Here is a 22,827-nt window from a genome sequence, read left to right as displayed (position 1 = left end):
GCTAAAGGCTTCTCCGGGCCAGTCCGGTATTGCTTGTTGCGCGGACTTGGCGCTGGTCCCACATCTGCCCAAGCTCGATCATCTGCGCCTTCAGCGCCGTCCCGTGCTGCGCAAGCCAGTCGGGGATTGAGCCAAACTCGACGATTCGGGCCTTGCCGTCCTGAATCTCCACCACCGGCCAGTCGCCGACCAAGGCATTGTCTATGCCAAATATTTCCCGTCCCCACCAGTTTGCAGGACCAAAGGCATGCATCACCGCGCCGGACTGTTTCATGGCCGCCAGAACCGAAATCGAGGTCACGCTGCCCGCCCGCTCCACAGCTGACTGCCAGATATCGAGGATGGCTGCGTACTCCCAGGACACCGCGCTCCAGCTGTCAGGAAAGCGCTTTTGATACTCCAGGTAGAAGTCCTTCGGCCGGTTGAAGAAGAAAGCCTTTTCGGCCAGCGCCGGATCGTCGAAGTCGGGAAACTGAAAGACGAAGCCCTCCATGAAGTCGCGCGAGGTGCGCGAGACCAGCCGGGGATATGCGTCGAGCGTGCAGGACAGAAGCTGGCCCTGAAATCCTGCCTGATGGGCAGCCTCGGTCAGGGCATGAACCATGGGCGTATAGCTCGTGCACCAGCAGAGAATGTCTGGATTTTCCGCCATCATGGTCGCTACCATACCGGTCGCGTCGGCATCCTGCGGTGCATAGCGGATTTCCTTCACCACCTTCATTCCGGCGGCAGCAAATGCCGCCCGGTAGGTCGCCAGCGAAGGAAGTCCAAGCGCATCGGTCTGGCTGCAAAGCGCAACGCGGCGCAGATGCGGATGGTTGCGCGCGAGCCAGCCCACGCCGGTCACATTGTAGATCGGATGCACCTCGCTCGGTGCGATCAGATAGGGCGTGTCGGGGGACAGGTCCGAGGGCAGAAGCGTCGCCGTCAAGAGCTTGCGGTCGGTCAGATAGTCGATGACCGGGGACAGGGTGTCGCCGCCGAGCGCCAGCAGCAGTTTCACATCGTTGTCCTGCACCAGTTTGCGGACGCCCTCCAGCGCCAGCTTTGCATCGTACTGGCAATCGAAAGGCACCAACCGGATATTGTGCCGGTGCCCGTTCAGAAGCAGGCCGCCTGTCTTGTTGATGCTGTCCGCCCAGATCTGGCAGCCATTCAACCCCGGAAGGCCCCAGGATTGGACTGGACCAGTCAACGGCGCCATGAAGCCAATATTGATCGTGTCGGCGACTCCGGCTGTCAGCCGGGGCAGCGCGCCCTTTACCGCCAGTCTGTGCGCGAAACTTCCAGAACCCATGTGCCGAAGAATACGTGGTTTTTTGCATATGCGAAGCGAAATCGACAAAAATATCACTGGGAGGCAGAAGATTTTATTGACAGGGATGTGACCGGTTCGCCAATCTGGTCCAAACCAAAAGCACCAAAAAATGGAAACTGGTTCAAACCAGCAGGAGGTCAAAATGACGAAACGCGTGGCGATCATCGGTGCCGGTCCATCCGGTCTGGCGCAATTGCGGGCCTTCCAGTCCGCAGCGAAGAAGGGCGAGGATATCCCGGAACTGGTCTGTTTCGAGAAGCAGGCGAACTGGGGCGGGCTCTGGAACTACACCTGGCGTACCGGTGTCGACGAGCACGGGGAGCCGGTTCACGGCTCCATGTACCGCTACCTCTGGTCGAACGGTCCCAAGGAGGGGCTGGAATTCGCCGACTATTCCTTCGAAGAGCATTTTGGCAAACAGATCGCCTCTTACCCGCCGCGCGCGGTGCTGTTCGACTACATCGAAGGCCGCGTGAAGAAGGCGGGCGTCCGCGACTGGATCCGCTTCTCAACCACCGTGCGCAACGTCACCTACGACGAGGCGACGAAGAAGTTCACCGTCACCGTCCACGATCTGGTGAACGATCACGTCTATTCGGAAGAGTTCGACAATGTCATCGTGGCTTCTGGCCATTTCTCAACCCCGAACGTCCCCTATTATCCGGGCTTTGATACTTTCAACGGTCGCATCCTCCATGCGCATGACTTCCGCGACGCTCGGGAATTCATCGACAAGGATATCCTGATCCTCGGCACCTCGTATTCGGCCGAGGACATCGGCTCGCAATGCTGGAAATACGGCTGCAAGTCAGTGACAGTCGCCCACCGCACCGCGCCGATGGGCTTCAAATGGCCGTCGAACTGGAAAGAAGTGCCCGCGCTGGTGAAGGTCGAGGGTCGGACTGCCACGTTCAAGGACGGGACGACAGGCGATTTCGACGCGATCATTCTCTGCACCGGTTACAAGCACCACTTCCCCTTCCTGCCCGACGATCTTCGGTTGAAGACCGCGAACCGGCTGGCGACGGCCGATCTCTACAAGGGCGTCGTCTGGGTCCATAACCCGAAGCTCTTCTATCTCGGGATGCAGGACCAGTGGTTCACCTTCAACATGTTCGACGCGCAGGCCTGGTGGGTTCGCGACGTGATCCTTGGCAGGATCGAAGTGCCTGCCGACAAGGCCACGCTTCTGGCCGATGTCGAGAAGCGGGTGGCCGACGAGGATGCCGGCAAAGATGCACATGACGCGATCCACTATCAGGGCGACTACGTGAAGGAACTGATCGCCGAGACAGATTATCCAAGCTTCGATGTCGAAGGCGCCTGCCAGGCCTTCTTCGAGTGGAAAGACCACAAGAAGCAGGACATTATGGGCTTCCGCAACAACAGCTACAGATCCGTCATCACGGGCACGATGGCGCCTTTGCATCATACACCATGGAAGGATGCACTGGACGATTCGATGGAGTCCTATCTGCAGAACGAAGTAAACGCGGCTGTCGCCAAGACGGCCTGAGCGGCCTGACGCTGTTTTACCCACTGTCTGTTTCCGTGGCCGCGCAGATGCGGCCGCGGTAAAGGGAAATCATGTCATGCCCGCGCGCCCCAAACCTTCCCGCCGCAGTCTCACCCGCTTTGACACGGCGCAGTTCAGTCCGCTGACGACCTTTGGGGACAGCGAAGGTGCGATATTGTGGCACAACATCTCGTTTGATGCGGAGAGCGGGACGGGGAGTTACCTGATGGTTATGGCGCCGGGGGCAAGCAGCATGCCGCACCGGCATCGGGGGGCGGAGGAGTTTTACGTGCTCGAAGGTGAGCTGATTGATTTCGACGGCCAGGTTTGCCGCGCGGGGGATTTTGTCCGTCTGGCATCTGGGACCGCGCACAGTTCGCTTTCGCCGACGGGCTGCAAGCTGCTGGTGACGCATTGGGGCCGGACCGAGCGGGTCGGGATCGGGGAACTGGAGCCGTTGTCGTGAACGATCGGTTTGTCATCGAGCGGCCCTATGAGCGGGCGGGCGTGGTCACGCCGGGCCTGCCGGCCCTGTCGCCTGGGGTGGAGCGTTATCCGGTGCCGGGCGGCGGTAGCAGCACCATGCAGATGCGGTCCACAAGTGTGGTCCGGTTTGAGTGCTAGTGCATGATCGGCCGAGGTGTCACACCGGTTACAGTGTTAAGCTAACCTGTTGAACTTAGGATTTGGTGGAGCCAAGGGGAGTCGAACCCCTGACCTCTTGAATGCCATTGAAAGGAACACCCCTAAAGTGGCCTAACAAATCAAAACACCAGATAGGGTGGAAACCACTTGAAATAAAGAATAATACGTCCCATGTTATGTTCTGTTAGTAACACGGGGTAACGCTTACTATCTCTCGAATATGTTACCCCAGTGTTACCCCGGAGGACCTTTTGACTGGGGGAGCAATGGCAAAGGCATTCACGACACGGGGTATCGAGGCAATCAAGCCCGACCCCGAAAAACGGCAGGAAATCCCCGACGCGGGATTGTCCGGCCTCTATCTCGTTGTCCAGCCAAGCGGCGTGAAATCCTGGGCGCTGCGGTATCGTTTCGGGGGCAAGCCTTCCAAGCTCACGCTCGGTCGTTGGCCCCTGATGGGCGTGGCCGATGCCCGCGCTGCGGCGGCTGACGCACTCGAAAAGATCGAACGCGGCGACGACCCGGCGACCGAGAAGATGGCGACAAAAGCGGCCCGCAAAGAGGCCCAACTGGACGAGCGCGACAAGTTCGCGAACGTGGTCGCGTTATTCCTGAAACGCCATGCCTCGCGGAACCGGCGCGCCGACGACGTTGCCGCGATGTTTCGGCGCGAAGTGATCCCACAATGGGGCGAGCGCAAGATTGGCGAGATTACGAAGCGTGACGTTATCGACGTGCTGGACGGGGTTGTGGACCGGGGCAGCCCCGTGAGCGCAAACCGGCTGCGGGCGCATCTGAACACACTTTTCAACTGGGCGAAGGGCAGGGACATTGTGCAGGCCAACCCGCTGGACGGGATCAAACCACCTTCACCGGAGAAGGCGAGGACACGCGTTCTAGGCGACGATGAAATCCGATTGTTCTGGAAGGCCTGCGACAAACTCGGCCAGCCGTTCGGGCCGTTGTTCAAACTCCTGTTGCTGACGGGCCAGCGGCGCGGGGAAGTTGGCGAAATGACGGAGCGCGAAATCTCGGGTGAGGAATGGGTTATTCCCGCCGAACGCGCCAAGAATGACGACGAGCATAGGGTGCCTCTGTCACAGGCCGTGCGTGACGTTCTGGCGGGCGTGGAGCGTATCAGCGGCAAGGCCGGCCTGATCTTTACCACAACAGGTGCGCGGCCCGTATCGGGCTTCACACGGGCCAAGGGGAGGCTTGACCGGCTGATGGTGGAAATCGCCAGCGAGGGTCAGCCCGAAGAAATCGAGTTGCCGCCCTTCACTCTCCACGATCTGCGCCGAACTGCGGCAACAGGCATGGCGGGGCTTGGCTTTCCTCCGCATGTTGTCGAGGCGGTGCTTAACCATCGCAGCGGAACCCGTCGCGGCGTTGCCGGGGTCTACAACCGCTTTGATTACGCCGACGAGAAGCGAAGGGCGTTAGAGGCGTGGGCACGGTTCGTCGTCTCGCTGGTCGAGGGTAGCGGCGACAATGTGGTGCGGATGGAGGCGGGCCGATGAAGGAGAAAATCGTGAAGGATGCAATGCACCGCTGGGTGGAGCGCATCCGGTCGCCGTCTGAAATGGCAAAGGACCGAGAGTTGCCACTTTCCGCAAAAGATCGGGTTGCTGCGATCAAACAGGCGATCTCCACCAAACTGATGGCGCTAGGCTGGCCCGATCCCGGACGAACGCTAGAAGTTTCTTCGGATGGCTCTTGGTCTTACTTGGATGGCCCTGCCGTGCCGCCAATTTCGGTTTCCGCAGGCTTCGCGTACATCGAAAATGCAACTGAACCGCTATCCGAGGCGCACATGCTGTCACGAGCGTTCTTTCGCGCAGTCTGCGCTGAGAACGCCATCAAGTCCGGAGACCCGGAAGCGATATTCTATCAGGGCATGGCCCTTGGATCGTGGCTTGAAATGGTGGAAACCCGCCATGCCCATTTGCGCAAGGCTGATGTGGGCGGGCGGCAAATTGCGTCTGGTGTAAGGGGAAACGCCGAGAAGACGGCAAGTAGCTTCAAGGCCATTTACGGCGACAAAGCCCAGACTGAAGCGAATGATATTCACCGCCGAAACCCTAATTTGAGCTGGGCAGCGATCCGTCGCACACTTTCGGTGACCTACAATGTCAGCGACGGCACGATTAAAAATGCACTGACGAACCCAAAGAAAGGCGGGTAGGACGCCGCGAACTACCCGATTCCGACCCTCTAACCTTGGCGCACGGGCTTTAACTCTGGCGAAAAGGTTAAGAACATGGGCGAGGAACGTATTACGGCATCGGTAGTGCGCGAGCTTTGCGGCGATGTCTCCGACATGACGCTGTGGCGCTGGCTTCACGACGAAAGCCTAAAATTCCCTAAACCGACATACCTCCGAAATCGGCGTTATTGGCGTAAGGCCGATGTAATCGCGTGGCTCAACGCCCAAGCTGAGGCGGCCTAGGCCATGACGCCGCAACAGAAGTGGCGCGAACGTAATCCGAAGGCCGATTGGGCGCACGCTGCGACACGCTCGGCGATCAATCGCGGCTTGATTGAACGGAAGCCCTGCGAGGTCTGCGGCGACCCGGAAACCGACGCGCACCACCCGGATTACGACCGGCCTCTGACGGTCCGGTTTCTGTGCCGCAAGCATCATAAGCAAGAGCACTCCGGGGGGCGCAAGTGACGCCCGGTCTCGGCATATTCAGGGAACACGCGACGGCCTACGCCGACGCAGGCTTGCCAGCGTTCCCCGTCAACACGCGGGCCAAGCGCCCTGCCGTGAAGGGGTGGCGTCAAGCGACGACGGTACGGACGCGGGCGTGGTCAACGATTGAAAAGCTCGGTGCCGCCGATGGTCTCGGCATCGTCATGGGCAAGCCTTCCCGGATCACGGAAATCGACATTGACGGCGTTGGCGAGGCTTGGCTTGCACTTGCGGTCGCGCGGTTCGGGGAAACACCGATCACGATCCGCACGGCGAGCGGCAAGGCTAAGCTTTGGTTCCGCCATGACGGGGAGCGCCGCCATATTCGACCCTTCTCGGGGCAACCAATCGACATTCTCGGCGATGGCTTCACCATTGCGCCGCCTTCGTGGCGCGAGGACTTGGGCGCGGCCTACGCCTTCCTGACGGGCGGCATCTGCGACGTTGACCGCCTTCCGATGATCCGGCGCGGGGCGCTGGACGCCGCATTCTCGCAGCTTCCCGAGGCGGTGACGCTGGGCGGCAGGAATACGAGCCTCTGGCGTCAATGCATGGTGCAGGCGCGCTTCTGTGACGACGTGGAGGCGCTTCTGGACGTGGCCGCAACTTGGGCCAGCGCTTTTCCCGAGCCTCTACCGACGGCAGAGATTGAACGCTGCGCGCGGTCGGCCTGGAGCTACCAGATCGCGGGCCGGAACTTCGTCGGCCTCGCGAAACCGCAACTCACAGAAGGAGACAGGATTATGGACGCGCTGATTGATCGGCCTGAAGCGTTCACACTCTATCAGATGCTGGTGCGCTGGCATTCGGGCAGGCAGTCGTTCGCGATTGCTCCCCGGGCCATGAGCGAAGCCGGAAGCCCGCCTTGGTCACGCCATCGGATCGAAAGCGCGCGCGACGTTCTCTTGGAGCGCGGCTTCCTCGAAGAACTTGCGGAACCGAGCCGCATCAGACGGAAAGCGGGCCTTTATCGCCTCGCAGGCAGACTTCCCAATTCTGGGAACAATCAAGATACACCCTCCCCCCCCTTTGCTGGGGGTGTGGGCGAACTCATTCAGTAAAGGAGAACGACCAATGACCGACGCGGAAATCATGGAAACCGAAATGAAGCGCGTTCGTGACTTTCTCGGGCAGGCGGTCGCGGACCTTGAAGCCGACGAGGGCGATCTGCGGTTTTTCAGCGCGGCTTTCTTGACGGCGGCAATTCAATTGCACGTCGACATCGAAGGCGTCGAAGGCTTGAAGCGCGCGATTGCCCGACTGGCGGCGCGGGAAATGGTTCGCAGCGGAGAGGCGGGCCGGTGTTGACCGCATGGAGTGTAATGTGATAACATATTGGTGCGATTTGCCCGGCCAACTCTACACTGGGCGCTCTGCCAAACGCAGAGCACACCCTTCGCCCCGCAAGGCGCGCAGGAGAAAGCAAAACCCAATCAACCGGGTTGCGCCTTCTCCGCGCGACCTATCGAGCGAAGGACAGAAAATGACCATCGAAGAACTTGAAAAGCGGAAGGCCCAACTGCTTAAGCAGGCTCGGGCCAAGATCAACGACATCACCCGAGACACGCCGGAGGAGATGGCCGAGCGAATCGAGGCGAAGTACGATCAGCTCATGGAAGAAGTCGAAGCGATTGACGACAAGATCGTTGATCTTCGCAGCGGCTTCAAAGCGCCGCAAGTCGCCCGTGGAGCGAACGCGACGGGGTACGGCGTCGATAGCGGGTCCAACGAAGACGACCACACTCGTGCATTTGCCAGTTGGCTCCGCAGCCCGAAATCGGAACACACGCGAGCTGATCTGACGAAAGTCGAGCAGCGTCTAGCTTCGGGCCTGACCGGCGCAGCGGGTGGGTTTGTGGTTCCGGAAATGATCTCGACACCGATCATGTCGCGGGCGCGCGATGTAAACCCGTTCCGCAGCTTGGCTCGGGTGGTCAATGTCACGACCGGCGACGTGAAGTTCCCGATTAGTGAGGCAGATGCAACCTCGGGCTGGGTCGGCGAGGGCGGCACACGCAGCGCAACAACCGAGCCGACGCTGGCGTCCAAGGTTCCGACCTTCGGCAGCGCCTATGCGTTGGTCTCCATGACCGAAGAACTCGCTCAGGACTCGGCAATCGACATTGCGCAATGGTTCGCAGACGAAGCCGGTCGCGCGATGGGTGAAGCCGAAATGGCGGCGATCATCTCGGGCAATGGCACCGATAAGCCGACCGGTTTGTTTAATGTCGCACCGGAAAGCGGCGCGGACGGGTCGCGGACGGCTGATGCGCTCAAGTACCTCCCGTCGGGCGCGGCCAGTACTCTCGGCACTTCACCTGCTGATCTTTTGATCGACACCTATTACGATTTGAAAGCCAGTTACCGCACCAACGCCGCATGGGTGATGAACTCGGCGACGGCAGCGTTTGTCCGCAAGCTGAAGAACGGCAGCGGGGATTATTTGTGGGCCGATGGCATTGCGGCCGGGCAACCGTCCACGCTTCTCGGCCATCGTGTCGCTATCGCGGAAAGTATGCCCGACATCGGAACCAACGGCCTTCCGATCATGTTCGGCGACTTCAACCGTGGATACGTCATCGCGCAGCGCACGCAGCTTGCGGCGACACCCGACCCCTACACCACGCCAGGGCAGGTGCGCGTCTATCTGCGCTATAGGATCGGCGGCTGCACATATGATGAAAACGCGATCCGCGCCATCAAGTGCGCAACGAGCTAAGCGAATGGTCCGGGCATTTCCCCGAAGCTCCTTGATGCTCGGATCGGGCAAGGCGGGTGTCGGTGCTCGCCTTGCCCACCCTACGGGGAGGGGTGGGTCAAATCTCTCCCGACCGGGGGAGCCGGAACCGCGTGGGGGCATCGCTTGTCAGAAACTGCAACAAACGTGGAAATTGTAATGGGCACTAGAGGACCGAAATCGGCGGCGGAAACTGCGGTTGCACCGATGGGTGTGGTAGGCATCGTCGCGCGCCAGGACGCGGCTTGCGACCTTCGCGACGAGGAATCCGAAGTCTGGAAAGGCATCGTGGAAAGCCTGCCTGCCGACTGGTTCACGCCGGGATCGGCTCCGGTTCTCGCGGCCTATTGCCGGGCGACCGTCTCGGCGCGCCGCATCGGCATGTTGATCGTGCAGGCAGAGGAAGAGGGTGAATACGACGTTGATCGGCACATGAAGCTGATCAAGGCACACAATCAGATTTCACAGGTGATCAAGACGCTGGCCACGAGCCTGCGACTGACGCCGCAATCCAGATACAGCCCGCGCGCTGCCGGTAGTCAAAAGCCGGAAGGGCCGAAACCTTGGGACATAACTAATTGGTGAGTTTGCCGCCCTTAGATTTAGGACATGCGGACGACTTTCGCTTGCTAACTGCTGCGCTCAATGACCGCGAAGAGCCCGAAGCCGACCAAGCCGCGCGTGCGGCAGGTAAGTCAGGACGGGCGGAATGTAGGCCTGCGCCGCGCCTTGATCGAAGGTTCGTACGGCGGACATGGTAGCCGCATGCGAATTTGGCGGAATTTGTTTGAAAGCGGCCTTTCTGATACCTGTGACGCTGGATTTGGGGCCCCTGATGCTTGAGGAGAATTCCTGATGCCTATCGTTCGAATCGCAATGCTGGCTGGACGCAGCCAGGAACAGAAAAAGGCCTTGGCCAAGGATATAGCCGAAGCGTTGATACGCCATTGCGCTGCAGATCCCTCATATATCAACATCTTGTTTGAGGATTTTGTTCAGGGTCACTGGCTTGCAGGCGACGACATGATCGACAAGTCAGACGACGATGTTAAATCGGTGCGGGCGGTGCCGATCTCGTACGAACGTTGACAGGCAGTAAGCGACAATCCTAGAATTTTCGAGAATGAACCCCGTGGATGGGAACATTTCCCCCATGATCTCGCACCCGGCGCACTCTGGCATGAACTTCAAAACGAGCGACGGAGTGACTCTGTTCTATCGGATCGACGGTGACGGGCCGGCGCTGATGATGTTGAGCGGGATCTGGAGTGATACCACCAGCTGGAATGCGCAGGTTCGCGATTTTGCTGAACACTTTACGTGCATTCGCCTCGATCATCGAGGCATAGGGCAGTCCGAAAAATGGGTAGGAGAGTACAGCTATGACCTCCATGCCCGGGACGCAAAGGACCTTCTGGATCATTTGGGACTGACATCGGCATCGGTCCTGGGTGCCTGCCATGGCGGCATGGCAGCCGTTACTCTGGCGAAGAGATATCCGGGGTCAGTGCGGGCGCTGTGTATCAATGCAACCCAACTGCTTGGGTCCGAAAGGTTCAGGCAGATGTACCTTGGCTGGAAGAGAATTCTTGAGACGTCGGATTTCGAGACGCTCTACACGGTGATCATGCCCACGATCATGTCAGATCACTGGCTGAGCCGAAACCGGGATCGACTTCCTTCACTCCTTCAAGCCATTGAAGAAAGGATCGAATTTTCGGCAGCCCAAAGGATGGTCGATGCCCTAGTCGCCTACGCCACGTCCGGTTTGACGCCCGCAGAGATTGCCTCGATTGACATTCCTGCCTTGATAATGGCGTCGGCAGAAGACAGGTTTATCCCACCGAAAGTAATTCATGCCGAGTGCCAATTCTGGCCCAACGCCACCTACCACTTGTTCGAGAATTCTGGGCATTTCCCTCAGCGGGAGGTGCCAGAGACATACAATTCCGTCGTATTCGATTTCTTGCAGAGTCTCACTGATAGCGGCACACTAACCTGATAATCCGGACCGGACAGAATGCGGTCCTTTACAGCGTCATGTGCGAACTCTGGCTCTGAGGTAAAGTTGATCTTTGGCGGAAAGTTTCCAAATGGCGGCTCAGTCCCGCAGAGCGGACAAGGCGGATGGACAGCAGCGAAGGGCGACTCTGAGCCCGAAGCGGACGCATTGGAAGCGCTTCCATTCGAGCCCACTTTTGCAAAGAACACCATCTCGACGCTCGGTACGATTTCGAGCTCAGCGTCGCTGCTGCACTTTCCAAGTAACCCAGTTTATGCGCCGGGTAGTGGGCAGCCGTACAGCCCATGCAGATATCAGATCGAATTGGTGTGACAACTCACGAACATTGACTTTACCGCACTCGCAGGCAGAGTTGCTCGTCAGCGAGCGCCATTTGAGAGAGGCTTTGCCATGAGACTGTTCCTGTTTGTATTCTTCGCGTGCCTTGGGCCGATCTTCGGCCTTTCAGGTCGAGCCGATGCGCAGTCTGTCCGCTCCGTTCTCGGTGGAGAGGCAAAGAGCGCGTTTGAGTCGTCGTCCGAGGTGAATGTGCGGAACAAAGAGGCGATCAAGCTGGTCCAGATTGGTGGAAGAAAGGCTGTGAGGCTGCGGCTCGATTATGCCTGGCAGGGCGGTAACTTGGATTGGTATCGTCTAGGTCGAGGACAGCCAGGTCATGCACAGCGGCTCCAGTTTAGGGAAACTGCACGAGCACAAATGAAGCCCGGACGCGAATACTGGTATTCCACATCTTTTCTGCTCCCCTCAAGCGTTCGCACCGTCTCGAACCACACGTTGAGCGCGATGGATTTCAAGCATGTTATGTTCAGGGGATCAGTCCCAACCGTCGAGCTAGAGTTCTCCAAGGGGCGCTTCCGAATAAAGGAAAGTCTCGACAGTCGTTGGAAATGTGGCACCTACAGAAATGTGGACGGCGGCCAGACAGCAGTCTGCGATCGAACAAACATCGTCGCCAGCCTAGGAGCCCAGTCGCGATTCACCAACCGATGGGTGCAAGTTGTGGCGCACATGAAATGGGTCGCAGACGGCACAGGCTTCTTCAATCTCTGGATCGACGGACGTCCGATCTATGGGTTTTCAGGCGACTCGCTTCGGCAAGCGGAGGCTGTGCAGTTCAAGTTCGGCCCATACCGTCACCATATGAACGGAGACCCGGGCGTCGCGGATATCTATTATGCCGGGATTGTCAGGGCCAAATCTTGTGATGGACTTGGACTGTTGAACTGCGACGTGTTGTTGTCGAATCCGCCGCGTCTCGGCTTTCAGAACATCCAAGGGACGGAGCGCCAGGTGGCAAACGAGTTCACGGATGGCCTCACCCGCTGAATCGGAACACTTGGAAGCTTGTCGGCTTTTGCTAGGAAACGCGAACCTCCAGTGCGGTTTCGCATTATTCTGAGCGACCGCTTCGTCCGCTTAGCAGACATTGGCAAGGAGGCGACTTATGTTACTCCAATGACCCCGCCCAGCGCCTCTGAGACGCACCACTGCAGCAATCCGAGCTCATGGCCGGGATTGATGCCTTATGGTACGTTGATAGCATGCAACGCACAGTGGCGTTCCTGGGCGGCATGGCGGCGGCGTTGCAGGGCGGTAACGAGAAGATGGCCAAGATCGGCGAGAAGTTCGCCGCCGCCGAAGCATTGGTGAACGCTTGGAGGGCGTATAGCCAAATCCTTGCGATCCCCGGCTGCCCTTATGGCAGAAGCTGCCTGCGGCCCTGTCCATCCTTGGGGCGGGCATGAAGGCGGAAAAGGCTATCGGCGGTTCTGGTGGTGGCTCTGGCGGCGCTTCTGCGGCCCCTGCGGCGGCCTCTGATCCGCGCGTCCATCCTTGCGCAGGAGAACGATACGTCCGGTCTGTACAAGGACGGCAACGGCGTGACGTGGGTTCTGGAAGCCGCCGAAGAATTGGCGGGGAAATTCTCAACGAGGTGGAACGGCTTGAACAGGCCAAACGCACCGCGTGACGCGCATTCTTGCTCGGCAATGGTTAGGGTCGGAAACGTTGGTTCCGGCCCTTTTTTGTTACCCTCAGCGTTACCCTGAAAAGAAACCGCGCCCTGCGGCGTGTTCATTTCTCTTGCAAGTCTTTGATTTGTTTGGTGGAGCCAAGGGGGGTCGAACCCCTGACCTCTTGAATGCCATTCAAGCGCTCTCCCAACTGAGCTATGGCCCCACCGGAGGTCCGGGCGTTGCCGCCCGCGTGAGGCGCGATATAGGCAAGGCGGTGGGGCGGCGCAAGGGAAAAATCGCAAGGTCCGTCAGATTGCCGACAAGTGGCCACAGGCGCAAACGAAACGGGCGCGGCAATGCCGCGCCCGGTGGAAATGCGTGACGAAGGCGACGGGCGCCTGCTTTGGTCAGCTGTCGTCGTCTTTGCCTGCGACATCGGCGATGTCGTCGAGCGACACGTCATCGTCGTCGTCATCTTCCAGCAGATCGTCATCGATATCCGAGTCGCCGGCATCATCGTCGAGATCCGTATCATCGGTCAGATCGTCGGTATCGAGATCAGCGGTTTTCGGCGACGCCTTTTCGCTGATCAGGGTCCGGCCGCGACCGGCGACGAGGCTTTCAGCCGTGAAGGTGTGACCGCATTCCGGGCAGGTCATCGGGTCGCGCTGCAGGTCGTAGAACCGGCTGGCGCAATGCGGGCAAAGGCGCTTGACGCCCCATTCGTCCTTGGGCATGGAACACTCCTTCCGTGCACGTCTATTCGAGAGTCGGTGCCAACTGCCACAAGTGTGCGGGGCTGTCAAAGGCTTTCGGCCGCATTTTGCGCGACGTCGCGCTTTGGCCTTTTCCCCGCCGGTGGCCACGGTAATCTGGGGTAATGGAAGGAACCCATGACCCAGCACAGTTTGCCCGGCGACCCACCCCTTGAGATCACGCTGCGCCGCTCCGCCCGGGCGCGGCGGTTTTCGCTCCGCGTGTCGCGGCTCGATGGCCGGGTGACGCTGTCGATGCCGGCACGGGCGCGCGAGGCCGAGGCCTTGGCATTTGCCCGCGAAAAGGAGGGCTGGCTGCGGCAGGCGGTTCGTGGCGCAGGGGAAACGCTCCGAGTGGCTCCGGGTATGCTTCTGCCCTTTGAAGGGCGGCAATTGACAGTGGCCGGGGCGCCGGTCCGGGCGGTACGGGTTGACGGCGATGCGATTCTGGTGCCGGAAGGTCTGAGCAATGTGGCGCCACGGGTGCTGGCCTTCCTGAAACTCGCTGCGCGGCAGCGGCTTCAGGCAGCGAGCGAGGCGCATGCGGCGGCGATCGGCCGCCGATTCACCCGGCTTACCCTGCGCGATACCCGGTCACGCTGGGGCTCCTGCACCGTCGACGGGCGATTGATGTATTCCTGGCGGCTGATCATGGCGCCGCCAGAGGTGCTCGACTATGTCGCAGCGCATGAGGTCGCCCATCTGGTTGAGATGAACCATTCGCCCGATTTCTGGGCGGTGGTGGCGGGTCTGATACCAGACTATGCCCGGCACCGGCGCTGGCTGCGCACCCATGGGCCAGCCCTGCACCGCGTGGACTTTGGCGGTTGACCGCATTCAACGGCGATTGACGCAGGGGCCCGCTTCGTGATCACTGGCGCCATGCTTTCGCCCCCGCGCCCAGCCGATGCCGGACTTGCTGCCCACGACCGACTCTACCGGTCCCTGCGGCAACAGATCATGCATGGCGAGATCGGACCGGGGCGGGCGCTCACGCTGCGCGGACTGGCCAAAAGCTATGGCGTCTCGATGACACCCGCCCGAGAGGCCCTGAGGCGACTCGCCGCCGAAGGGGCACTTACCCTGTCCTCCTCCGGCCGGGTCACGACGCCCGACCTGAGCAACGAGCGGATCGAGGAACTGGCAAGCCTTCGGGCGCTGATCGAGACGGAACTGGCAAGCCGCGCCCTGCCGCGCGCCCATCTGGCGCTGATCGAGCGGTTGCAGGCGATCAACATGGCCAATGCGGAAGCTGCCGTGAAGCGCGACCCGGTGGCCTATATCCGCACCAATCTGGAATTTCACCGGACGCTTTACCTGCGTGCCCAGGCCCCGGCCATGCTGGCGATTGCCGAAACGGTCTGGCTACAGCTCGGCCCGACGATGCGGGCGCTCTATTCGCGTCTCAGCCGGTCCGAGCCGCCCCAGCACCACCGCATGATCATCGCCGCGCTGAAGGCGGGCGATGAACCGGCTTTGCGGCTGGCGGTGCGGACCGACGTGACGCAGGGCCTGCGCCACCTGACCAGTTGAGGGACTTGTTCCTTACCTAGCTGTGGATCGGGCCGTCGCCGCAGGCGAGCGCCGCCTCGCGCACCGCTTCCGAGAAGGTTGGGTGGGCGTGGCAGGTCAGCGCGATATCCTCGGCCGAGGCGCCGAATTCCATGCCGACGCAGATCTCGTGAATGAGATCACCAGCCGCGGGCCCGATGATATGGGCGCCGAGGATGCGGTCGGTTTCCTTGTCGGCGAGCAGTTTCACGAAACCGTCGCCCTGAAACACCGCCTTGGCGCGGCCATTGCCCATGAAGGCGAACTTGCCGACCTTGTAGGCGCGGCCTTCTTCCTTCAGCTGTTCCTCGGTCTTGCCGACCGTGGCAACCTCGGGGGCCGTGTATATCACGCCGGGGATTACGTTGTAGTTAACGTGGCCGTGTTTGCCCGCGATGACCTCGGCGACCGCCATGCCCTCGTCTTCGGCCTTGTGGGCGAGCATCGGGCCCACGATGGCATCGCCGATGGCGTAGAGGCCTTTGACATTGGTCCGCCAGTGGTCGTCGGTCTTGATCTGGCCGCGCTTTTCCATCTCCACCCCAAGCGCTTCCAGCCCGAGCCCGTCGGTATAGGGTTTGCGCCCCGTGGCGACCAGAACGCAGTCGGCGTCGAGCGTCGCCTCGCTGTCGTCCTTGCGCAGTTTGTAGGTGACTTTTGCCTTGCCACCCTTGACGGCCGCACCCTGCACGGCGGCGCCCATGATGAAGGTAAGCCCTTGTCTTTTCAGCAATCTCTGGAAGGTCTTCTGCACCTCACCGTCCATGCCCGGCGTAATCGCGTCGAGGAATTCGACGACCGTCACCTTGGTGCCGAGACGGGCATAGACGGAACCAAGCTCCAGACCGATCACGCCCGCGCCGATGACCACCATTTCCTTCGGGATCTTGCCAAGCTCCAGCGCGCCGGTGGAGGTGACGACGACTTTTTCATCGACGGTAACGCCGGGCAGCGAGGAGGGCTCTGAGCCCGTGGCGATGACGATGTTCTTGGCCTCATGCACCTCATCGCCGACCTTGACCTTGCCCGCCGCAGGGATGGAGCCCCAGCCTTTCAGCCAGGTTATCTTGTTCTTTTTGAACAGAAATTCGATGCCCTTGGTGTTCTGGCCGATGACCTCGTCCTTGTAGGCAAGCATCTGTTTCCAGTCGACTTTCGGTGCCGCGACCTTGAGCCCCATCTTCTCGAAATTATGCTCCGCATCGTGCAAGCAGTGGCTGGCATGAAGGAGCGCCTTCGACGGTATGCAGCCGACATTGAGGCAGGTGCCGCCAAGCGTTTCACGGCCCTCGACAACAGCGGTTTTAAGCCCGAGCTGGGCGCAGCGGATGGCGCAGACATAGCCGCCGGGGCCGGCGCCGATCACGATCACGTCGAACTCAGCCATGGGTCACTCCTTTGGTTTTTGGTGTCGGCCAAACGTCGGCAAAACGTATGGCAAGCGTATGGCACGATGCCCGGGCGCGGCGCGGGGGGCTGTCTGCCCCCCGACGCGGCCATTCGGCCGCTCCCCCCCGAGGATATTTTTGAACAGGTGAAGTCATGCGGCCATCAGCGCGATGATGTAGAGGATCACGGTCGCGGCGAAGCCGATGAGCCACAGAAGCGTGCGGATGCCGGTGATGCCGAGCCCGTAGGAAGGCACATAGAGGATGCGGGCGATCAGGAAGGCCTGTGCGGCGGTGAGCGTGGTGGCGCTGAACCCGTCCTTCAGGGCAAGGATCAGGATAGCGGGGGCGAAGAGCGCCATCGCGGTGATCGAGTTCGAAAGCGCCCGGTCGAGGCGGGCGGTGATGCCGGTGAGCGTTCGGGCCTCATCGCGGGCGGACATGAGGTAGCCCATGCCAAGCTGGCCGGTGGCGCCCGTGACCTTCAGGATCAGGATGAGGGCGGTGTAGAGCCCGTAAAGTGCGAGGATGTTCAGTTCGCTGGACATGGTTGCAGTTCTCCGATCTATGCAGACGGCGCTTTCTCCGCCGCGCCTTCGGCAGGTAGGGCACGGAACCAACGCACGATTCCGGTAAGGCCAACAAAGCCGAGTACAGCGAACCCGTAGTTTATGAGAGCCACCAGACTCGGTGCGCTGGTAATGCCGTCAATAAACAGGAACGCACACCAAAGGCCGAATATTATGGCTGCGGCTCTGCTTCCGCGACGCAGAAAGTAGCCAGCAAGAAGGAGGATCACGGTCTGAACCAGTAACCCGACAATGGTGCCACGCAAACCTGCTTGCCCTGCAACGTGAAGTGCCGTCGAGAGGACCAAAGCCAAACCGCTGATCCAAACCATAACTTTCAGGGTTAACAGCGCGAGATTCATCACAGATCCATCAGCAGCCGACGCGGGTCCTCCAGCGCTTCCTTGACCCGGACGAGGAAGGTCACCGCGCCTTTGCCGTCGACGATGCGGTGGTCGTAGCTGAGGGCGAGATACATCATCGGGCGGATGACAATCTGGCCGTTCACGACCACCGGGCGGTCCTGGATCTTGTGCATGCCGAGGATGCCCGACTGCGGCGGGTTCAGGATCGGCGAGGACATGAGGCTGCCGTAGACACCGCCGTTCGAGATGGTGAAGCTGCCACCCTGCATCTCGGCCATGGAAAGCTTGCCGTCACGGGCGCGGAGGCCAAGTTCGCCGATCTTCTTCTCGATCGCCGCGAAGGACATCTGGTCGGCGTCGCGCACCACCGGCACGACGAGGCCGGTGGGCGTGCCGACGGCCACGCCCATATGGACGAAGTTCTTGTAGACCACGTCGCCGCCGTCGATTTCGGCATTGACCTCGGGCACCTCTTTCAGTGCGTGGCAGCAGGCCTTCACGAAGAAGGCCATGAAGCCCATCTTGACGCCGTGCTTTTTCTCGAAATCGGTCTTGTAGGTGTTGCGGATGTCCATGACCGCGGACATGTCGACCTCATTATAGGTCGTCAGCATCGCGGCGGTGTTCTGGGCGTCCTTGAGGCGGCGGGCGATGGTGGCCCTCAGCCTTGTCATCTTCACCCGTTCCTCGCGCGCGGCATCCTCGGCCGGGACCGGGGCGCGGGGGGCGGCTGCCGGGGCCGGGGCGGCCGAGGCGACGGCGGGGGCGGCCTGTGCGGCGCCTGCGGCGGCCTTGGCCACGTCCTCTTTCATGACACGGCCGTCGCGGCCCGAGCCTGTGACCTGATCGGCGGAAAGCCCGGCCTCTGCCATGGCCTTTTTCGCCGAGGGCGCGTCTTCGACATCCTTGCGTTCGGTGACCGTCTCGGGCCCCGCGCCGGGTGAATCGACGGCCTCGGCCTTTTCGGCCTTGACCTCTGGCCCCGACGCCGCGCCGCCCGCGCCTTCGGCGACCACCGCGAGGCGGGCCTTGGCATCGACCGTGGATCCCTCGGCTGCGATGATTTCCGCGAGGCGTCCGGCGACGGGCGAGGGCACCTCGACCGAGACCTTGTCGGTTTCCAGCTCGCACAGCATCTCATCGACCGCGACGGTGTCGCCGACCTTCTTGAACCAGGTGGAGACGGTCGCCTCGGTCACGCTTTCGCCGAGGGTCGGCACCATTACATCAACATTTTTCCCAGCCATCTTGCCCTCTTCGGCTTGCGGCGCGTCGGCGCCTTTTTGGGGTTTCGCGGGCGCCGGGGCGGCGCCGGATTCGGCGATCTGTGCAAGCAGCGCGTTTACGCCGACCGTGTCGCCTTCGTTGGCGACGATTTCGGCGAGCGTGCCAGCGGCGGGCGCAGGCACCTCGACGGTGACCTTGTCGGTCTCCAGCTCGCACAGCATCTCATCGGCCTTGACCGCGTCGCCCGGTTTCTTGAACCAGGTGGCGACGGTCGCCTCCGAGACGCTTTCGCCGAGCGTCGGAACCCTTACTTCGATACTCATCAGCCAGCCTCTCCTACGGTCAGGGCGTCGTTCACGAGCGCCTCCTGTTCCATCTTGTGGCGCGATGCGAGGCCCGTCGCGGGCGAGGCGGTCGCCGCGCGGCCTGCATAGCGGGGCCGCTGGACCTTGGCGCCGATCCGGGTCAGGACCCATTCGATATTAGGTTCGACGAAGGTCCATGCGCCCTGGTTCTTCGGTTCTTCCTGGCACCAGATCACATCGGCGTTCTTGAAGCGGCCAAGCTCCTTGACCACCGACTGCGCCGGGAACGGGTAGAACTGTTCGAGGCGCAGGAGGTAGACGTCATCGAGCCCGCGTGCGTCGCGTTCGGCCAGAAGGTCGTAATAGACCTTGCCCGAGCACATCACCACGCGCCTGATCTTGTCGTCCGCTTTCAGATTCATCTCCGAATGGCCCTTCTGCGCGTCGTCCCAGAGGACGCGGTGGAAGGTCGATCCGGTGGTGAAATCCTCGGCATCCGAGATGCACATCGGATGGCGCAGAAGCGATTTCGGCGTCATCAGGATCAGCGGCTTGCGGAAGGTCCGGTGCAGCTGACGGCGCAGGATGTGGAAGTAGTTCGCAGGCGTCGAGCAGTTGGCGACGATCCAGTTGTCCTGTGCGCATTGCTGCAGGAAGCGTTCGAGCCGGGCCGACGAGTGTTCCGGGCCTTGCCCTTCGAACCCGTGCGGCAGGAGGCAGACGAGGCCCGACATGCGCAGCCATTTCGATTCGCCCGAGGAGATGAACTGGTCGAACATGATCTGGGCGCCGTTGGCGAAGTCGCCGAACTGCGCCTCCCACATCACCAGCGCGTTCGGTTCGGCCAGAGAATAGCCGTATTCGAAGCCGAGCACCGCGTATTCCGAGAGCATCGAGTCGATCACCTCGTACCGCGACTGGCCTGCCTTGATGTGGTTCAGGGGATAGTGCCGTTCCTCGGTCGTCTGGTCGATGAAGGCGGAATGGCGCTGGCTGAACGTGCCGCGGGTGCAGTCCTGCCCGGCCAGTCGCACCGGATAGCCCTCGGTCAGAATCGAGCCGAAGGCCAAGGCCTCGCCCGTCGCCCAGTCGAAGCCCTTGCCGGATTTGAACATCTCGGCCTTGTTTTCCAGCTGGCGCGCCACGGTCTTGTGGATGTCGAAGCCGTCGGGCACGCGGGTCAGCGCGGTGCCGATCTCTGTCATCAGCTTTTTGGTGATCGCGGTCTTGCCCGGCGTATATTCCTCACCCTCGCGGTCGAGATGCGACCAGCGGCCATCCAGCCAGTCGGCCTTGTTCGGCTTGAAGTTCTTGCCGGTCTCAAACTCCTCGTTCAGATGGGCCTGGAAGGCGGCCTTCATATCCTCAATCTCGCCTTCCGGGATCAGACCGTCCTTGACCAGCCGCTCGGTGTAAAGCTGCAGCGTGGTCTTGTGGGTCTTGATCCGCTTGTACATCTGCGGATTGGTGAACATCGGCTCATCGCCTTCGTTGTGACCGAAGCGGCGATAGCAGAACATGTCGATGACGACGTCCTTGTGGAACTTCTGGCGGAACTCGGTCGCGACCTTGGCGGCGTGGACGACGGCCTCCGGGTCGTCGCCGTTCACGTGGAAGATCGGCGCCTCCACCATCAGCGCGATATCGGTCGGATAGGGCGAGGAGCGCGAGAAATGCGGCGCGGTGGTGAAGCCGATCTGGTTGTTCACCACGATATGCATCGTGCCGCCGGTGCGGTGCCCGGCAAGGCCGGAAAGGCCAAAACATTCGGCCACGACGCCCTGACCGGCAAAGGCCGCGTCGCCGTGCAGCAGGATCGGCAGAACCCTTGTGCGGTCGCTGTCGTTCACCTGTGCCTGCTTGGCGCGGACCTTGCCGAGTACGACGGGGTTCACCGCCTCAAGATGGCTCGGGTTCGCGGTCAGCGAAAGGTGTACGGTGTTGCCGTCGAATTCGCGGTCGGACGAGGCGCCGAGGTGGTATTTCACGTCGCCCGAACCATCCACATCCTCGGGCTTGAAGCTGCCGCCCTGAAACTCGTTGAAGATGGCGCGGTAGGGTTTGCCCATCACATTCGCGAGGACCGAGAGCCGGCCGCGATGCGGCATGCCGATGACGATATCCCGCACGCCCAAGGCACCGCCGCGCTTGACGATCTGTTCCATCGCGGGGATCAGCGCTTCGCCGCCATCGAGGCCGAAGCGCTTGGTGCCCATGTATTTGACATGGAGGAACTTCTCGAAGCCCTCGGCCTCCACCAGCTTGTTCAGGATCGCCTTGCGGCCCTCGCGGGTGAACTGGATTTCCTTGCCGTAGCCCTCGATCCGTTCCTTGAGCCAGCCGGCCTCCTCGGGATTCGAGATATGCATGTACTGAAGCGCGAAGGTGCCGCAATAGGTCCGCTTCACGATGGCGATGATCTCGCGCATCGACGCATGTTCGAGGCCCAGAACCTTGTCGATGAAGATCGGCCGGTCCAGGTCGGCATCGGAGAAGCCGTAGGAGCGCGGATCCAGTTCCGGATGCGGGGTTTCCGCGCGCATGCCGAGCGGGTCGAGATCGGCAACAAGGTGGCCCCGGATGCGGTAGGCGCGGATGATCATCAGCGCGCGGATGGAGTCGAGCACCGCCTGCTTGACCTGATCGTCGCTGACGACGACGCCCATATCGGCGGCCTTGGCCTTGATCTTGTCGCCCGCGCCCTTCATCTCCTGCGCGGCAATCGGCCATTCACCGGTGAGTGCCGAGGTCAGTTCGTCGGCGGGCATGGGCGGCCAGTCGGGCCGCTCCCAGGTGGCGCCCTTCGCCTCGCGCCGGACATCGTTTTCCGCATCGCCAAGTGAACGGAAGAACGCCGCCCAAGTCGCATCCACCGCGCCCGGGTCAGAGGCGAAGCGGGCATAAAGCTGCTCCACATATTCGGCATTCGCGCCCTGGAGGAACGAGGAGGCGTGGAACTGGTCGTTGGGGCTTTGGTCGGTCATGGGGTCACCTCGATTGGGTTGGGACCGTATTGATTGGGAGTCAGAGGGCGTATCATGTGCGCCCCCCGGAAAGTGCGCCGGCGAGGCGGCCCATCAGGCCCTTGGGCGCTGCGGGCTGTATTGCGGGCTGGGTCGTGTCGTCGGGCGAATAGCCGAACCGCCGGAAATCCTCGGCATAGTAGCTGGCGATCCGGGCCATCGTTTCGGCCGAGGGGTTCAGGCGTTCGGCATCGGGGGCCATGCCCTTCTTGCGCACGTTTTCCTTCGGGATCGCGCGCGGGCCGTCGGTGTTGCCCGCGAGGCTGTCGAGATGGGAGACGAGCGGCGCCATGCCGTCCTCCAGCCGGAATATCGTTGCCCCTTCGGGCACGATGTCGGATTGCGGGCGGAGGTGGTTGTCGTAGTGGAAGGGCTCTGCCCCGGCGCGGTTCAGCCAGTCGTCGAAGAACTCGTCGATAGACCAGAGCGCCGCAACGGTCCCCTCCACCTCCACCTGGAACTGGAAGGCGCTGACCAGCCGCTTGACCGGATGGCGCACGACCGCGAAGGAGGAGGCAATCCAGTCGGGCGGGATCAGGCGGGTGAGATCGTCAAAGGCCGCGTGCTGAGGCGAGGACCGGGTCCAGCGCGCGTGTTCCGGCAGGTCGAGGTAACGGGTGTTGAGGAAGGCCAGGCTGCCGAAGCGGGACTTCAGGTAAGCCTCGACCGAGGACCCGCCGCATTTCGGGACATGGGCGTAGTAGTGGAGCTTGTCGCCAATTCGGAAGATCGGCATGTCCGTTTACCCCTGATTG

At 61.3% G+C, this 22,827-nt stretch carries 24 protein-coding genes and 1 tRNA gene; 16 read left to right on the top strand and 9 right to left on the bottom strand.

Annotated features, from left to right (window positions below; genetic code table 11):
- Nucleotide 1: 1 nt before the first annotated feature.
- Entirely contained in the window at nucleotides 2-1,297 is a 1,296-nt protein-coding gene (locus OEZ71_RS04745; protein WP_263738761.1) for an ABC transporter substrate-binding protein, read from the bottom strand.
- A gap of 163 nt (nucleotides 1,298-1,460) precedes the next feature.
- Here OEZ71_RS04745 and OEZ71_RS04740 point away from each other — a divergent pair, with 163 nt between their 5' ends.
- The 14 genes from OEZ71_RS04740 (at nucleotide 1,461) to OEZ71_RS04675 (ending at nucleotide 12,679) form a co-directional block, all read left to right on the top strand.
- Nucleotides 1,461-2,834, top strand: coding sequence for an NAD(P)-binding domain-containing protein (locus OEZ71_RS04740; RefSeq protein WP_263738760.1), 1,374 nt, complete (start codon nucleotides 1,461-1,463; stop codon nucleotides 2,832-2,834).
- A gap of 76 nt (nucleotides 2,835-2,910) precedes the next feature.
- The gene (locus OEZ71_RS04735; RefSeq protein WP_263738759.1) at nucleotides 2,911-3,300 is read left to right on the top strand and encodes a cupin domain-containing protein; all 390 of its coding nucleotides are present in this window, start codon (nucleotides 2,911-2,913) and stop codon (nucleotides 3,298-3,300) included.
- A 445-nt stretch (nucleotides 3,301-3,745) separates the two neighbouring features.
- Nucleotides 3,746-4,999 (top strand): tyrosine-type recombinase/integrase, encoded by a 1,254-nt coding sequence (locus OEZ71_RS04730; RefSeq protein ID WP_263738758.1) that lies wholly within the window; start codon nucleotides 3,746-3,748, stop codon nucleotides 4,997-4,999.
- On the top strand, nucleotides 4,996-5,664 hold the full coding sequence (locus OEZ71_RS04725; RefSeq protein WP_263738757.1) for a hypothetical protein: 669 nt from the start codon (nucleotides 4,996-4,998) through the stop codon (nucleotides 5,662-5,664). The genes OEZ71_RS04730 and OEZ71_RS04725 overlap by 4 nt, the downstream gene beginning before the upstream one ends.
- A gap of 75 nt (nucleotides 5,665-5,739) precedes the next feature.
- Nucleotides 5,740-5,928 (top strand): helix-turn-helix transcriptional regulator, encoded by a 189-nt coding sequence (locus tag OEZ71_RS04720; RefSeq protein WP_263738756.1) that lies wholly within the window; start codon nucleotides 5,740-5,742, stop codon nucleotides 5,926-5,928.
- Between the two features lie 3 nt (nucleotides 5,929-5,931).
- Nucleotides 5,932-6,153 carry a hypothetical protein gene (locus OEZ71_RS04715; protein WP_263738755.1) on the top strand — a complete coding sequence of 74 codons (222 nt, stop codon included), beginning with the start codon at nucleotides 5,932-5,934 and terminating at the stop codon, nucleotides 6,151-6,153.
- Nucleotides 6,150-7,235, top strand: a complete 1,086-nt coding sequence (locus OEZ71_RS04710) for a bifunctional DNA primase/polymerase (protein ID WP_263738754.1) — start codon at nucleotides 6,150-6,152, stop codon at nucleotides 7,233-7,235. Before OEZ71_RS04715 ends, OEZ71_RS04710 begins: the two co-directional genes overlap by 4 nt.
- A 13-nt stretch (nucleotides 7,236-7,248) precedes the next feature.
- The gene (locus OEZ71_RS04705; protein WP_263738753.1) at nucleotides 7,249-7,482 is read left to right on the top strand and encodes a hypothetical protein; all 234 of its coding nucleotides are present in this window, start codon (nucleotides 7,249-7,251) and stop codon (nucleotides 7,480-7,482) included.
- A gap of 175 nt (nucleotides 7,483-7,657) precedes the next feature.
- Complete coding sequence (locus OEZ71_RS04700) at nucleotides 7,658-8,893, top strand: phage major capsid protein (RefSeq protein ID WP_263738752.1); 1,236 nt, start codon at nucleotides 7,658-7,660, stop codon at nucleotides 8,891-8,893.
- 177 nt (nucleotides 8,894-9,070) lie between these two features.
- Complete coding sequence (locus OEZ71_RS04695) at nucleotides 9,071-9,496, top strand: hypothetical protein (protein WP_263738751.1); 426 nt, start codon at nucleotides 9,071-9,073, stop codon at nucleotides 9,494-9,496.
- A 270-nt stretch (nucleotides 9,497-9,766) separates the two neighbouring features.
- Nucleotides 9,767-10,000 (top strand): tautomerase family protein, encoded by a 234-nt coding sequence (locus tag OEZ71_RS04690; protein WP_263738750.1) that lies wholly within the window; start codon nucleotides 9,767-9,769, stop codon nucleotides 9,998-10,000.
- 34 nt (nucleotides 10,001-10,034) lie between these two features.
- On the top strand, nucleotides 10,035-10,913 hold the full coding sequence (locus tag OEZ71_RS04685; protein WP_263738749.1) for an alpha/beta fold hydrolase: 879 nt from the start codon (nucleotides 10,035-10,037) through the stop codon (nucleotides 10,911-10,913).
- A 411-nt stretch (nucleotides 10,914-11,324) separates the two neighbouring features.
- On the top strand, nucleotides 11,325-12,260 hold the full coding sequence (locus OEZ71_RS04680) for a polysaccharide lyase (RefSeq protein WP_263738748.1): 936 nt from the start codon (nucleotides 11,325-11,327) through the stop codon (nucleotides 12,258-12,260).
- A 179-nt stretch (nucleotides 12,261-12,439) separates the two neighbouring features.
- On the top strand, nucleotides 12,440-12,679 hold the full coding sequence (locus tag OEZ71_RS04675) for a hypothetical protein (protein WP_263738747.1): 240 nt from the start codon (nucleotides 12,440-12,442) through the stop codon (nucleotides 12,677-12,679).
- A gap of 357 nt (nucleotides 12,680-13,036) precedes the next feature.
- Here OEZ71_RS04675 and OEZ71_RS04670 read toward each other — a convergent pair.
- Both OEZ71_RS04670 and OEZ71_RS04665 read right to left on the bottom strand, forming a co-directional pair.
- Nucleotides 13,037-13,112 (bottom strand) — tRNA-Ala (locus tag OEZ71_RS04670).
- 184 nt (nucleotides 13,113-13,296) lie between these two features.
- Nucleotides 13,297-13,626: a TIGR02300 family protein gene (locus OEZ71_RS04665; protein ID WP_263738746.1), complete on the bottom strand. Its 330-nt coding sequence runs from the start codon at nucleotides 13,624-13,626 to the stop codon at nucleotides 13,297-13,299.
- Nucleotides 13,627-13,782: 156 nt separating this feature from the next.
- Between OEZ71_RS04665 and OEZ71_RS04660 the strand changes: the two genes are divergently transcribed.
- Both OEZ71_RS04660 and OEZ71_RS04655 read left to right on the top strand, forming a co-directional pair.
- Nucleotides 13,783-14,475, top strand: coding sequence for a M48 family metallopeptidase (locus OEZ71_RS04660; RefSeq protein ID WP_263738745.1), 693 nt, complete (start codon nucleotides 13,783-13,785; stop codon nucleotides 14,473-14,475).
- A 51-nt stretch (nucleotides 14,476-14,526) separates the two neighbouring features.
- The gene (locus OEZ71_RS04655) at nucleotides 14,527-15,177 is read left to right on the top strand and encodes a GntR family transcriptional regulator (RefSeq protein ID WP_263739006.1); all 651 of its coding nucleotides are present in this window, start codon (nucleotides 14,527-14,529) and stop codon (nucleotides 15,175-15,177) included.
- A gap of 16 nt (nucleotides 15,178-15,193) precedes the next feature.
- Here the strand turns inward: OEZ71_RS04655 and lpdA are convergent, their stop codons facing one another.
- The 6 genes from lpdA to OEZ71_RS04625 all read right to left on the bottom strand — a co-directional run bounded on the left by lpdA (nucleotide 15,194) and on the right by OEZ71_RS04625 (nucleotide 22,808).
- Complete coding sequence (gene lpdA / locus OEZ71_RS04650; protein WP_263738744.1) at nucleotides 15,194-16,582, bottom strand: dihydrolipoyl dehydrogenase; 1,389 nt, start codon at nucleotides 16,580-16,582, stop codon at nucleotides 15,194-15,196.
- Between the two features lie 153 nt (nucleotides 16,583-16,735).
- Complete coding sequence (locus OEZ71_RS04645) at nucleotides 16,736-17,131, bottom strand: MAPEG family protein (RefSeq protein ID WP_263738743.1); 396 nt, start codon at nucleotides 17,129-17,131, stop codon at nucleotides 16,736-16,738.
- 17 nt (nucleotides 17,132-17,148) lie between these two features.
- Complete coding sequence (locus OEZ71_RS04640; RefSeq protein ID WP_263738742.1) at nucleotides 17,149-17,514, bottom strand: hypothetical protein; 366 nt, start codon at nucleotides 17,512-17,514, stop codon at nucleotides 17,149-17,151.
- A complete protein-coding gene (gene odhB, locus OEZ71_RS04635; protein ID WP_263738741.1) occupies nucleotides 17,514-19,067 on the bottom strand; it encodes a 2-oxoglutarate dehydrogenase complex dihydrolipoyllysine-residue succinyltransferase in 1,554 nt (517 codons plus the stop codon). Before odhB ends, OEZ71_RS04640 begins: the two co-directional genes overlap by 1 nt.
- Entirely contained in the window at nucleotides 19,067-22,033 is a 2,967-nt protein-coding gene (locus OEZ71_RS04630) for a 2-oxoglutarate dehydrogenase E1 component (RefSeq protein WP_263738740.1), read from the bottom strand. Before OEZ71_RS04630 ends, odhB begins: the two co-directional genes overlap by 1 nt.
- Before the next feature lie 52 nt (nucleotides 22,034-22,085).
- Nucleotides 22,086-22,808 carry a sulfotransferase family protein gene (locus OEZ71_RS04625; protein WP_263738739.1) on the bottom strand — a complete coding sequence of 241 codons (723 nt, stop codon included), beginning with the start codon at nucleotides 22,806-22,808 and terminating at the stop codon, nucleotides 22,086-22,088.
- Nucleotides 22,809-22,827 lie beyond the last annotated feature (19 nt).

This window comes from Albidovulum litorale, from assembly GCF_025751495.1.
Lineage (GTDB): Bacteria > Pseudomonadota > Alphaproteobacteria > Rhodobacterales > Rhodobacteraceae > Albidovulum > Albidovulum litorale.
The sequence above is the reverse complement of the archived record's forward strand: the minus strand, read 5'-3'. Positions and strand labels throughout refer to the sequence as shown.